Consider the following 12360-nt stretch of genomic DNA (forward strand, 5'->3'; position numbering starts at 1 on the left):
CGCTCGTGGGGCTTTGGCCCATATTAACCCTGAAATCGTGGACGAGGCGTCAAGATGCTCCCCCTCTGGGGGAGCTGTCGGCGAAGCCGACTGAGGGGGTTAGGCCAGCTGAACCTTCCCATCCACCCGACGAGCGATCCCGAGCGGGTTGCTGTCCTGCAATTCCGCCGGCAGCAGGGCCGCCGGCAGGTTCTGGTACGAGACCGGGCGCAGGAAGCGGAAGATGGCCAGAGAGCCGACCGAGGTCGAGCGGCTGTCCGAGGTCGACGGGAACGGGCCACCGTGGACCATGGCGTGGCCGACCTCGACGCCGGTGCCGAAGCCGTTGATCAGCACGCGGCCGGCCTTCAGCTCCAGGGCCGGCAGCAGGGCGCGGGCCAGGTCCGTGTCGGCCTCGTCCATGTGCACGGCGATGGTCAGCTGGCCTTCCAGGGCGTTGATCACCTGGGTCAGTTGGGCCAGGTCCTTGGCGCGGACCACCAGAGAGGCGGCGCCGAACACTTCGTCCTGCAGGTGCGGGGTGGTCAGGAAGGTCGCGGCGTCCACCGAGAACAGGGTTGCGCGGCCCTGGCCGTGGCCGCCTTCCAGGCCGTGGGCCACTTGCGTGACGCCCGAGGTCTCGGCCAGCGCCTTCACGCCGTTGGCGAAGGCGTTGCAGATGCCGGGGGTCAGCATCTGGCCGGCCGGGGCCTTGGCGATGACCTCGGCGGTGGCCGCCAGGAAGGCGTCCAGCTCGGGGCCGTCGATGCCCAGGATCAGGCCGGGATTGGTGCAGAACTGGCCCGCGCCCTGGGTCAGGGCGGCGACGAAGTCAGGCGCGATGGCCGCGCCGCGCGCCTTCAGGGCGTTCGGCAGAAGCAGGACCGGGTTGATGCTGCTCATCTCGGCGTAGAACGGGATCGGCTCGGGGCGGCCCTGGGCGATGGCCAGCAGGGCCAGGCCCGCGCGGCGCGAGCCGGTGAAGCCGGCGGCCTTGATGCGATGGTCGGCGACCAAGCCTTGCGAGATTTCGATGCCGGCGTCGTGCAGCAGGGCGAAAACGCCCGACGGCAGTCCGCAGGCTTTGACGGCGGCCTGAACGGCGCGGCCGACCAGTTCGGACGTGCCGGGGTGAGCCGGGTGAGCTTTGACCACCACTGGGCAGCCGGCCGCCAGGGCCGAGGCGGTGTCGCCGCCGGCCACCGAGAAGGCCAGCGGGAAGTTGCTGGCGCCGAACACGGCCACCGGGCCCAGCGGCACGTTGCGTAGGCGCAGGTCTGGACGAGCCATCGGCTTGCGGTCGGGCTGGGCCGGGTCGATACGGGCTTCCAGCCAGCCGCCGTCGCGCAGCACGCCGGCGAACATCTTCAGCTGACCCATGGTGCGGCCGCGCTCGCCTTCCAGGCGGGCGCGGGGCAGGCCGGTCTCGGCCATGGCGCGGACGATCAGTTCGTCGCCGATCGCCTCGATCTGGGCGGCGACGGTTTCCAGAAACACGGCGCGCTGTTCGGGCGAGGTGGCGCGGTAGGGGCCGAAGGCCGCCGCCGCCAAGGCGCAGGCTTCGTCGAGGTCGGTCTTGGTGGCGCCGCCGAAGGTCACGTCCAGCGTGCCGCCCGTGCTGGGATCGACCGCGAGGATCGAGCCGCCGGCGCCGTGGCGGGCCGCGCCGTCGATCAGAAGTTCACCAGTGATGGTCAAGACGCGTTCCTCGTGGTTCTGAAGGGGTGGTTCGAAATCCGTTTGGGTCTTAGATGATACCGCTCCCATTGTCGTCAAGCGGTGTGGGGGCAGACAGCGGGTTTCACGCCGGTTACCGTCGTTCGAACCTGGGGGGGAACAGATTCCGAATGGCGAAGCGGCCGGCTACGATCATCCATGTCGCTGAAAAGGCGCGCGTATCGGTCAAGACGGTGTCGCGGGTGCTCAACGACGAGCCCAATGTCACGCCAGAGCTGAAGGCGCGCGTAATCGCGGCCGTGGAAAAGCTGGGCTACAGCCCCAGCAAGGCCGCGCGGACCATGGCCGGATCACGCTCCTACCTGCTGGTGGCCTTCAACGACCGCCGCCTGACGTTGGACAACTGGCGCAGCGAACGCGGCAACGAATGGATCGACCAGATGCTCTACGGCGCCATGTTGCGCTGCGAGCGGTCGGGTTATCACCTGATGTTCGAACTGGTCGACCGCGAGTCGGACCAACTGGAGCGGCAGATCACGGCGGTGCTGTCGTCGCTGCAGCCCGACGGCGTGATCCTGACGCCGCCCAACTGCGAGAACCCGGTGGTTCTGGGCGCGCTGAAGAAGCGCAACATCCCTTTCGTGCGCCTGAACACCCCGGTGCGGGGACAGGGGCCGCGGGTCTACATGGACGACAGGGCCGCGGCGCGGCAGGCGACCAAGCATCTGCTGGGCCTGGGCCATACGCGGATCGGCATGATCGCCGGCGACTACAAGTTCTCGTCCTCGATCCTGCGGGTCGAGACCTTCCAGGCGACCATGGAGGCGGCGGGCCTGCCCGTGCCTGAGGCGCGCATCTACAAGGGCGACTTCACGTTCGAGGCGGGGGTGGCGGGGGCCGAGGCGCTGCTGGACTTGGCCGAGCCGCCGACCGCGATCATGGCGTCCAATGACCAGATGGCGCTCGGCGTTGTGAGCGTCGCCCAGGCGCGCGGCCTGGCGGTGCCGGGCGACCTGTCGATCCTGAGCTATGACGATACGATTGGCGTGCGACTGAGCGTGCCGTCCCTGACGGCCGTGCGCCAGCCCGTGGCCAAGATGGCCGAGAAGGCCGCCGACATGCTGATCGTCGCCAGCGCGGCCGGGGAAAAGCAGATCGCCGGCAACACCCTGGTGCCGTTCGAGCTGATGGTGCGGGCTTCGACGGGGCCGGTGCCACGTTAGCGGATTGGGGACAGGCGCATGCGCCTGTCCCCAGCCGAGACTACTTCCCGTCGTACGACACCGGCAGCGTTTTGGCCGCCAGGGTCACGTCGGCCTTGGCGGTCAGGTCGCGGGACGAGGCGCCCAGCGACACCTCGTAGGCGCCGGCGGCGATGGTCCAGGCCTTGGCCTTGGAGTCGAAGGTCGCCAGCAGGCGCGGGTCGACGGTGACGCTGACCTGGGTGCTGGCGCCTGGAGCCAGGTCGACCTTCTTGAAGCCGCCCAGGCGGCGCGGCGCTTCCCAGCCCGAACCGCCCTTCGGCCCGACATAGACTTGCGGCACGTCCTTGCCGGCGCTCTTGCCGGTGTTGGTGACCTTGAAGCTGACGGTCAGCTTGTCGCCGGCCACGCTGGTCTTCAGGTCGCTGTAGCCGAAGGTCGAATAGGACAGGCCGTGACCAAAGGCGAACAGCGGCTTGTGGCCCTTCTGATCAAACCACTTGTAGCCGACGGCCGCGCCTTCGATGTCGTAGTTGGCGTCGACCATCAGGTCCGGCTTGCTGTTGTCGCCGTCGATGACGGGGCGCGGCAGCTGATCGGCGCCTTGCGGGAAGGTGATCGGCAGGCGGCCGGACGGGTTGACGTCGCCCGTCAGCACCCGGGCGATGGCCTCACCGCCGTTGGTGCCCGGATACCAGGCCTCGACCACCGCGCCGACCTTGGAAAGCCACGGCATCAGCACCGGACCGCCGGTCTCCAGGACCACGGCGGTCTTGGGATTGGCGGCGGCGACGGCGTCGATCAGGGCGTCCTGATTGTCGGCCAGGGTCAGGGAGTAGTCCTGCGACTCGGCGGCCCACTGGTGAGCGAAGACGATGACCAGGTCGGCGCCGCCGGCGGCCTTGGCGGCGGCGGTTGGATCGGAGCCGTCGTCATAGGTGAAGGTCGCGCCGGGATTTCGGGCCTGCAGGGCCTTCAGCGGCGAGGAGGGATGGAAGACGATCGGGCCGGGGAAGCCCTTGGGACCCAGGCCCTTCACGGCCATGCCGCCGACTGGGAAGACCTGCGAGGAACCGCCGCCCGACAGCACGCCGACGTCGGAATGCGAGCCGATGACGACGATCTTCTTGGCGGTTTTGGCGATCGGCAGCAGGCCGCCGTCGTTTTTCAGCAGGACAATGGCTTCTTCCGCGTCGGCCTGGGTGACCTTGGCGTGAGCGGCGTAGTCGATCGGGCCCTTGACCACCGGATGGTCAAACAGGCCGTGGGCGAACATCGAGCGGGTGATGCGCTTGGCCATGTCGTCCAGGCGCGCCTGCGACACCGAGCCGTCGGCCAGGGCGGCCTTCAGCGGCGCGCCGAAGAAGGGCTGCTTGTCGAAGGTGTAGGCCGACTCCTGGTCCAGCCCCGCATTGGCCGCCTTGGCGGTCGAGTGCACGCCGCCCCAGTCGGACATGACATAGCCCTTGTAGGCCCAGTCCTTCTTGAGCACCTGGTTCAGCAGGTAGTCGTTCTCGCAGGCGTAGGTCGAATTGATGCGGTTGTAGGCGCACATCACCGAGCCGGGGTTCGACTGCTCGATGGCGATCTCGAAGGCCAGGAAGTCGGACTGACGGGCGGCGGCGTCGGCGATGTTGGAGCTGACCGTCATGCGGTTCGTCTCCTGGCCGTTCAACGCCCAGTGCTTGATGGTCGAGATGATGTTGTTGGACTGGATGCCCTTGATCTGGGCCCCGACCATCACCCCGGCCAGCAGCGGATCTTCGCCGCCATACTCGAAATTGCGGCCATTGCGCGGGTCACGGGCCAGGTTGACGCCGCCGGCCAGCTGGACGTTGAAGCCCGAGGAGCGGGCCTCCGAACCGATCATTGCACCGCCCTTGAAGGCCAGCTCGGGATTCCAGGTCGCCGCGGTGGCGATGCCCGAGGGCAGGGAGGTGCGCTCCAGATACGGATCGCTCGACTCACGCTGGGTGGCGACGCCGACGCCGGCGTCGGTTTCCCACTGCGGGGGCACGCCCAGACGAGCGATTCCGGGGATGTAGCCGGCCGAACCCATGCGGGCCTCGGCGTGTGGGGTGAACTTGGGCTTGTCCTGGTTCGAACCGAAATAGCCGAACACCAGGGTCAATTTCTCGTCCTGCGTCATTTGCGCAACGATCAGGTCGGCGCGCTGATCGGCGCTCAGCTTGGTGTTCATCCAAGGTTTCGAGGCGATCGAGGTCGCGGCCTGGGCGTGAGCGGCTGCCGCCGGCAATGCCGTGGTCAGCATCAGAGCCATCATCAGGCCCTGCATCTGCTGTCGCTTCATTATTTTTCCTCCCGTTGACGTCTTAGGCTATACGCGCGGCGTTCTTTGTCAAAGCTTGTTAGCTGGCGGCTAGTTTTAACTATTCACGATAAATGAAGTTGGAGTTTCAACTAAGTCGCAAATAGATAGCTGATTGACAACGTTGTCGTACTGTAGCTATTCACAACACGCAAGTCGCGACCACGCAAGGATCGCGCGCAGGGAGGGATGAAGATGAAGCTCCGCAGAACCCTATTGGCCGGCTCCTCGGCCGTGGCGGCCATGATCGCCGCCACCGCTGTCCAGGCGCAGACCGCGCCGGCCACCGCCGACAACACCCAACTCGAAGAGGTCACGGTCACCGCCACCAAGCGCGAGACCAACCTGCAAGACACCCCGATCGCCATCAGCGCGTTCGGCCAAGGCGCGCTCGACCGTAACCACGTCAAGGACGTCACCGATCTGGCCAAGTTCGTGCCGTCGATGGCCATCAACCAGCAGGGCGACCAGGGCGCGATCCTGATCACCATGCGCGGCATCGGCAACGACACCGCCTACACCGAAGTGGCCGACCCGGAAGTCGCCATCTATGTCGACGGCATCTATTCGCCGCGCGCCCAGGGCGCGGCCGTGCTGATGTACGATGTGGACGCCGTCGAAGTGGCGCGCGGACCGCAGGGCACGCTGTTCGGCCGCAACGCCACGGTCGGCGCTGTCAGCATTCGCACCGCCAAACCGACGCTGGGCGACTACTACGGCAATGCCGAGGTCGTGGCCGGTTCGTACAACCGTCTCGGCGCCCGCGTCGCGGTGAACATGCCTGTCTCCGACACGTTCGCCCTGCGCCTGGCGGCGATCACCGAACGGCACGACGGCTATGTCGACTTCCAGCGTCCGCCGGAAGTGGCTGGCATCCATCCGTCGGCCTTCGTGACCCAGGGCAAGAAGTACTACGCCCAGGATCAGCGCTCGGCTCGTTTGAGCGCCCTGTGGAAGCCGAACGACGCCTTCACCTGGAACGTCAATGTCGAAGGCTATCAGGACACCGGCGCCCCGATCATCGCCCTGGCTCAAACCCCGCGAGCCGGCCAAAAGAAGTGGTCGGCGCTGATCGACACCGCTCCGGAAAGCGACCGCTTCTCTTACGGCGTGCGCAGCACGATGGACTATTCCATCACTGAGAATGTCGGCCTGACCTACATCACGGGCTGGCAGCGCGTGGGCGGCAGCGCCAACAGCGACGCGGACGGCGGCCTGCTGCGGATCGACGGCACCACCGACGCCAACGGCTTCCTCTATCCGCGCGGCGGCTTCGGCGAGAACCACACCGTGTGGTCGCGCAACGACGCCTGGAGCCACGAAGTCCAGCTGAAGTCGCAAGGCGAGCAGACCATCGACTGGATCGTCGGCGGTTACTACAGCCATGAAGACAACTCGATCCGCTTCGATATCGACCAGCGCGACGGCTACCGCGATGGCCCGATGAACTGGTCGGGCAGCTTCATCCAGGCCAAGCGGACCATCGAGTCCAAGGCCGCGTTCGGTCAGGCCGTCTGGCACATGAACGACCGCGTCCGACTGACCGCCGGTCTGCGCTACACCGACGACACCAAGCAGGACCAAGGCGGCCGGAACGTCACGTTCAAGGGCGGCGCGGACTGTTTGGCCGCCGAAGCGGCTCTGCCCGGCGGCGGCAACCCGTCGCGTTGCAGCAGCGGCATCTTCGGTCGCGACCGCGGCGCTTCGGCCGACGAACTGTTGGCTCTGCTGGGCCCCGGCTACAGCATCAGCAACAACGACGTGAAGGGCAGCTGGGACAAGTTCACCTGGTTGGGACGCGCCGACGCCGACGTGACCGACGACATGCTGGTCTATGCCAGCGTCAGCACCGGCTTCAAATCGGGCAACATCCTGGACGGCGGCCGCCTGGCAAATCCGGAAACCCTGACCAACTACGAGGTCGGCTCGAAGGTCCGCTTCCTGGACGGTCGAGCGACCCTGAACCTCGCGGCCTATTACGCGGACTTCAAGGGCTACCAGGTCAATCAGGTCGTCACGACCAAGGACGCCCAAGGCAATACGATCTCCTCGCAGGTCGTGACCGACAACGCCGAAGGCGCCAAGGCCTACGGCATCGAGGCTGAGCTGACCGCCAACCTGACCGCCAACGATCGCCTGCAGATCTCCGCGACGGCTCAGGACACCAAGATGGACACCCTGATCTCGGTCGACGGGCGTCTGTACGGCAGCAACCTGGCCAACGCCGTCGACGTGAAGGGCAACGAGCTTCCGCACGCCCCGCACTTCTCCGGCACGGTCGCCTACGAGCACGACTTCGAACTGTCGAACGGTTCGCGGATCATCCCGCGCATCAGCACGCACTTCGAAAGCAAGAGCTGGCTGTCGTACTTCAACCAGGGCGCTCCGGATCAGCAGGGCAGCTACACCCGGACCGACCTGAGCGTCCGGTACGAGCCGCCCACCAATCCGTGGTCGGTCGAAGCCTTCGTCCAGAACCTCGAGGACAAGAACATCAAGACCGGCGCCGGCACCGCCGGACAAGGCAACTATCCGGTGGTCTGGTCCTCGGTGTACCAGCCGCCGCGCACCTGGGGCTTCCGTCTGCGGACAAAGTTCTAGGCCGATCCTTCTCCCCGTCCGGCTTGTCCGGACGGGGAAATCTGCTTGAAGCCCGGCTCCCCCGCAAAGGCCGTGTTTCAGGAGTGGCGGCGTCTCCTCCTTCAACCGGGGACCACGTCGTCCGCCTAGCTTTGAGCGTATTGCCTCCCCGACTGCGCTCTCCTGGGTGACGGCCCTCCTGACCGTCACCCAGGCTTTTTCTTTTCCGCATTGGGATTTGACGGCCGACTCGAGTTCTCGTTGGTTTGCCGCGATCATCTCCAAGGAGCCGCGCTCATGACCGGAAACCGCATCGTCATCATCGGCGGCGGCACGGCCGGATGGCTGACCGCGGCCTACCTGGCCAAGCGTCTGGGCGCGGACCGGCCGGACGGGGCCAAGATCACCCTGATCGAGGCTCCGGACATCGCCACCATCGGGGTCGGGGAGGGCACGTTTCCGACGATCCGCTCCACCCTGGCCGAGCTGGGCGTCAGCGAGGCCCGGTTCCTGCGCGAGAGTTCGGCGACCTTCAAACAGGGCGTCCGGTTCGTGAATTGGGAACAGCGATCGGAAGGCGGGAAATCTTCCGAATACTTTCACCCGTTCAACCTGCCGCTCCGTCCCAATGGCCGCGATATGTCGCCCTATTGGCTGTTGGACCATCAGGCCGGCGGCAGCCTGCCGTTCGCCGACGCGGTGACGACGCAAGGAACGATCATCGGCGAGGGGCGGGCGCCCAAGCGTCTGGAGGACCCCGACTTCCAGGGGCCGATGAACTACGCCTACCATTTCGACGCCGCGCGCTTCGCCGACTTCCTGCGCGGCGTGGCGGTCGAGGCGGGCGTCACGCACCTGAAGGGCAGGGTTGACGGCGTCGTCCGCGACAGGGACGGCGACATCGCCTCGATCAGCGCCGGCGATCTGGGGACGATCGAGGGCGACCTGTTCGTCGACTGCTCGGGCTTTCGCGCCCTGCTGATCGGCGAGGCCCTGGACTCGCCGTTCAAGCGGGTCGACGACGTGCTGTTCAACGACCGGGCCTTGGCGATCCAGGTTCCTTACGAGACGCCCGACACGCCGATCAATCCCTACACCCTGGCCACCGCCCACGAGGCCGGCTGGACCTGGGACATCGGCCTGGATGGCCGCCGGGGCGTCGGCTACGTGTTCTCCAGCCGCCACACCGACGAGGACCGGGCCGAACAGGTGCTGCGCGGCTATGTCGGCAAGGCCGGCGACGGTCTGACGCCACGCTTGCTGAAGTTCCAGACCGGCTATCGCGAACGCCAGTGGATCGGCAATTGCGTGGCCGTGGGTCTGTCGGCGGGCTTCTTCGAGCCGCTGGAATCGACCGGCATCATGCTGATCGAGGTCGCCGCGACGATGATCGCCGAGGTCTTCCCGCTGCGTGATCGGGCCGCCCGCGACGCGGCCGCCCGCACCTTCAACGCCGCCATGACCGGCCGCTTCGAACGGATCGTGTCATTCCTCAAGCTGCACTACTGCCTGACCAAGCGCGACGAGCCCTACTGGCGCGACAACGCCGATCCGGCCACCTGGCCCGAGGCCTTGGCCGACCTGCTGGCCCAGTGGAAGCACCGGCCGGTGTCGCGGTTCGACTTCCTGGTCGATCTGGAGACCTTCCTGCCGTCCAGCTACCAGTACATCCTCTATGGCATGAACGCGGCCACCGACTTCGCGCCGGTCGAGGGACGATACGACGAGGGCATGGTCGCCAAACAGAGCTTCGCCAAGGTGGCCGAGGCGGCGCGCGAGGCGCTCAAGCACCTGCCGCCGCATCGGGCGCTGGTCGAGGCGTATTACGCCCGGGGATGAAGACGGCGGGGACATGCCCTTGGGCGTGTCCCCAAACATCGCACTGCGTTTGCCGGGGACACGCGCAAGCGCATGTCCCCGCCGGGAAACGCCGGCGGGCTGGGGAGGTGGCGGAGCGTCCGGGGCGCGCCCGGAAGAGTAGGTTTGGAGAGTACCGTTTCGACACGTCACGGGCGCTCCGCGCGGCCTTCTTCCAGAAGCCTTCGGATCGCGGATTTTTAACCCGCTCCGATGGAGGCCCCACTCTTTGCTTTAAAGGGGGGCCGGGCGGAGGGGCGACGCACCCCGTCCGGACCGCGCGGGCGATTTCAGCCCGCGCCTGGTGCGTTCGCCGATCCCTCGTCGCCGGGGCTTCGTCCTGTGTTTCAAGGAACCTGCCCAGGACGTCCGAGGCGTCACTGAAGACCACCGACGAGCGCTTCCCGCTCGACCGCCCCAGTCGCACGTCAAGGTCGCCGGCCGGACGTCCTCCCCTACGACAGGGCGAGGACAAGTCTACGGGCGGTTTGAACGCGGCGGTGGATGTGACGCTGATTATTTCACAAAGCGTTGAAAGCCTTGAGGTTCATAGGCGCCGATCCCGGGGATTCAGCGGTCTCTATCCCCACCCGCGGACTCTCGTCTTGACGAACCCATAACTCGCTGATTATGAATAACCCATAGCCAACGGGTTATCAGTTCCATGACCGACGCTCACGACGTGCTCTTCAAGACGCTCGCCGATCCCACCCGGCGAGGGATCTTCGAGCGGCTTTGCAAGGACGGCGAGCAGACCGTCGGGGCGCTGACGGCCCTGGCCGGCGTCTCCCAGCCGGCCGTCTCCAAGCATCTGGGCGTCCTCAAACAGGCCGGACTGGTCAGCGATCGCCACGAAGGCCGACAGACGCATTACAGCGCTCAACTGAACGCCCTGGCCCCGCTGGCCGATTGGACAAGCCGCATGGCCGGGTTCTGGGAAGCCCGGTTCGACAATCTCGAGGACCTGCTCAACAGGATGGACCAATGACCAGCATCGCGCCCGAGACGCGCACCGTCGTCGTCGAACGAGAGATCGCCCATCCTCCCGAAAAACTCTGGCGCGCGCTGACCCAGCCGCACCTGATCGAGGAATGGCTGATGAAGAACGACTTCAAGCCGGTGGTCGGCCACGGCTTTCAGCTCCGCGGCGAATGGGGCGGGGTGCTGGACTGCGAGGTCCTGACCGTCGAGCCGAACAAGACGCTGTCCTACACCTGGAACTACGCCCATGCGGACGCGGCCTACAATCTGCAGAGCGTGGTGACCTTCACCCTGACGCCGACGAGCACGGGCACGCATCTGCGGATGGAACAGTCCGGATTCAATCCGGACCAGAAGCAGGCTTACGGCGGCGCCCACGCCGGCTGGAAGCAGTTCTTCGCGAACCTGGATCAACTGCTGGAGCGGCTGGACTAGGGCTGCGGCCACTAGATCCACCCCCTCTGGGGAGGTGGCCCAGAGGGCCGGAGGGGGTTCATCCCCGCCGGCTCAGCAAGACCCCCTCCGTCGCTCCGCGCCACCTCCCCCAGAGGGGGAGGATCTGATTTGGAAGGAGATTCCCTATGAGCGCCCTCATCCGGAAAACCCACCGCTGGCTGTCCATCGCCTTCACGGCGGGGGTCCTCGGCTACATGATCGTGATGAGCCAGGGGCAACCCCCGGCCTGGGTCGGCCTGTTCGCGCTGGTCCCGCTGATCTTGCTGCTGATCACCGGCCTGTACATGTTCGTGCTGCCCTATGTCGCAAAGCGGCGGAACGGTCGCCGCGCGAACGGATAGGAGGATCGCGATGGCCGAACAGAAGCTGCTGTCGGGCGGCAACCCCCAGATCGCCAAGGGCGACGGCGACGCGCCGGTCCAGGCCTATATCGCGGCCTTGCCGGACTGGAAGAGCGACGTCGGGCGCAGGCTGGACGCTTTGATCGAGGGCGCGGTTCCCGGCGTGCGCAAGGCGGTGAAGTGGAACTCGCCGCTCTACGGCGTCGAGGAAAAAACCTGGTTCCTAAGCCTCCACGCCTTCGCCAAATACATCAAGGTGGCGTTCTTTCGCGGCGCCGCGCTCGATCCCCTGCCGCCGGTCGGCTCCAAGCAGAAGGATGTGCGCTATTTCCACGTCCACGAGGATGAGCCGCTCGATGAGGCCCAGTTCATCGACTGGGTGAAGCAAGCCAGCCAATTGCCCGGCGAGCGCATGTGAGCCGCCAGTAGGAGGGATGACGACCATGAAGAAGCAGATGGGCGGCCCGCTGGAGGGACCGCCGTCCGAGCTGATCGACAAGGCCATCGCGGCGCTGGACGACTGGCGGGGCGAGACGCTCGCCAAAATCCGCAAGCTGATCCACGAGGCCGATCCCGACGTGGTCGAGGCGTGGAAGTGGGGCGTTCCGGTCTGGTCGCACGACGGCATCGTCTGCACGGGCGAGACCTACAAGGCCGCCGTGAAGACCACCTTCGCCAAGGGCGCGTCGGTCGAGGATCCGTCGGGGCTGTTCAACTCGAGCCTCGAAGGCGCCACGCGGCGCGCCATCGACTTCCGCCAGGGCGAGGCGATCGACGAGGCGGCGTTCAAGGCGCTGTTCCGCGCCGCCGTGGCGCTGAACGCGTCGACCAGGAAGGCGGCGAAGAAGGGGGCGTGAGGCGCGCCGGCTCCAGCTTCACCTATTCGATCCGCTCATCCCGGCGAACGCCGGGACCCAGATCCTTTAGCGGTGTGGATGACTGGAGGCGCTCAGCGCTC

General features: G+C 66.6%; 10 protein-coding genes. 8 read left to right on the forward strand and 2 right to left on the reverse strand.

Going from position 1 to position 12360, the window contains the following annotated elements; all coding sequences use genetic code 11:
- Window positions 1-99: 99 nt before the first annotated feature.
- Window positions 100-1677, reverse strand: a complete 1578-nt coding sequence (locus WAL33_RS05970) for an aldehyde dehydrogenase (NADP(+)) (protein ID WP_422179444.1) — start codon at window positions 1675-1677, stop codon at window positions 100-102.
- Between the two features lie 149 nt (window positions 1678-1826).
- Between WAL33_RS05970 and WAL33_RS05975 the strand changes: the two genes are divergently transcribed.
- A complete protein-coding gene (locus tag WAL33_RS05975) occupies window positions 1827-2879 on the forward strand; it encodes a LacI family DNA-binding transcriptional regulator (protein WP_422179446.1) in 1053 nt (350 codons plus the stop codon).
- A 40-nt stretch (window positions 2880-2919) separates the two neighbouring features.
- Here WAL33_RS05975 and WAL33_RS05980 read toward each other — a convergent pair whose 3' ends face one another.
- The gene (locus WAL33_RS05980; protein ID WP_422179448.1) at window positions 2920-5169 is read right to left on the reverse strand and encodes a beta-glucosidase family protein; all 2250 of its coding nucleotides are present in this window, start codon (window positions 5167-5169) and stop codon (window positions 2920-2922) included.
- A gap of 213 nt (window positions 5170-5382) precedes the next feature.
- On the opposite strand from WAL33_RS05980, the gene WAL33_RS05985 reads away from it, so the two are divergent.
- The 7 genes from WAL33_RS05985 to WAL33_RS06015 all read left to right on the forward strand — a co-directional run bounded on the left by WAL33_RS05985 (window position 5383) and on the right by WAL33_RS06015 (window position 12259).
- The gene (locus WAL33_RS05985) at window positions 5383-7788 is read left to right on the forward strand and encodes a TonB-dependent receptor (RefSeq protein ID WP_422179450.1); all 2406 of its coding nucleotides are present in this window, start codon (window positions 5383-5385) and stop codon (window positions 7786-7788) included.
- Between the two features lie 276 nt (window positions 7789-8064).
- Window positions 8065-9606 carry a tryptophan halogenase family protein gene (locus WAL33_RS05990; RefSeq protein ID WP_422179452.1) on the forward strand — a complete coding sequence of 514 codons (1542 nt, stop codon included), beginning with the start codon at window positions 8065-8067 and terminating at the stop codon, window positions 9604-9606.
- A 682-nt stretch (window positions 9607-10288) separates the two neighbouring features.
- Window positions 10289-10612 (forward strand): ArsR/SmtB family transcription factor, encoded by a 324-nt coding sequence (locus WAL33_RS05995; protein ID WP_422179454.1) that lies wholly within the window; start codon window positions 10289-10291, stop codon window positions 10610-10612.
- Window positions 10609-11040 (forward strand): SRPBCC family protein, encoded by a 432-nt coding sequence (locus WAL33_RS06000; protein ID WP_422179456.1) that lies wholly within the window; start codon window positions 10609-10611, stop codon window positions 11038-11040. Before WAL33_RS05995 ends, WAL33_RS06000 begins: the two co-directional genes overlap by 4 nt.
- A 146-nt stretch (window positions 11041-11186) precedes the next feature.
- Complete coding sequence (locus WAL33_RS06005) at window positions 11187-11402, forward strand: hypothetical protein (protein WP_422179458.1); 216 nt, start codon at window positions 11187-11189, stop codon at window positions 11400-11402.
- A 10-nt stretch (window positions 11403-11412) separates the two neighbouring features.
- The gene (locus WAL33_RS06010) at window positions 11413-11820 is read left to right on the forward strand and encodes a DUF1801 domain-containing protein (protein WP_422179460.1); all 408 of its coding nucleotides are present in this window, start codon (window positions 11413-11415) and stop codon (window positions 11818-11820) included.
- A gap of 25 nt (window positions 11821-11845) precedes the next feature.
- Entirely contained in the window at window positions 11846-12259 is a 414-nt protein-coding gene (locus WAL33_RS06015) for a DUF1801 domain-containing protein (protein WP_422179462.1), read from the forward strand.
- Window positions 12260-12360: the final 101 nt, after the last annotated feature.

The sequence above is a fragment of the Caulobacter sp. genome (assembly GCF_049283275.1).
In the GTDB taxonomy this organism is placed as follows: Bacteria; Pseudomonadota; Alphaproteobacteria; order Caulobacterales; family Caulobacteraceae; genus Caulobacter.

Excerpts from the sequence above, each read along its gene's own strand:
- WAL33_RS05975 (WP_422179446.1), top strand. The coding sequence starts at position 1,827 with ATGGCGAAGCGGCCGGCTACGATCATCCATGTCGCTGAAAAGGCGCGC.
- WAL33_RS06010 (WP_422179460.1), top strand. The coding sequence starts at position 11,413 with ATGGCCGAACAGAAGCTGCTGTCGGGCGGCAACCCCCAGATCGCCAAG.
- WAL33_RS05990 (WP_422179452.1), top strand. The coding sequence starts at position 8,065 with ATGACCGGAAACCGCATCGTCATCATCGGCGGCGGCACGGCCGGATGG.
- WAL33_RS06005 (WP_422179458.1), top strand. The coding sequence starts at position 11,187 with ATGAGCGCCCTCATCCGGAAAACCCACCGCTGGCTGTCCATCGCCTTC.
- WAL33_RS05985 (WP_422179450.1), top strand. The coding sequence starts at position 5,383 with ATGAAGCTCCGCAGAACCCTATTGGCCGGCTCCTCGGCCGTGGCGGCC.
- WAL33_RS06000 (WP_422179456.1), top strand. The coding sequence starts at position 10,609 with ATGACCAGCATCGCGCCCGAGACGCGCACCGTCGTCGTCGAACGAGAG.
- WAL33_RS06015 (WP_422179462.1), top strand. The coding sequence starts at position 11,846 with ATGAAGAAGCAGATGGGCGGCCCGCTGGAGGGACCGCCGTCCGAGCTG.
- WAL33_RS05995 (WP_422179454.1), top strand. The coding sequence starts at position 10,289 with ATGACCGACGCTCACGACGTGCTCTTCAAGACGCTCGCCGATCCCACC.
- WAL33_RS05980 (WP_422179448.1), bottom strand. The coding sequence starts at position 5,169 with ATGAAGCGACAGCAGATGCAGGGCCTGATGATGGCTCTGATGCTGACC.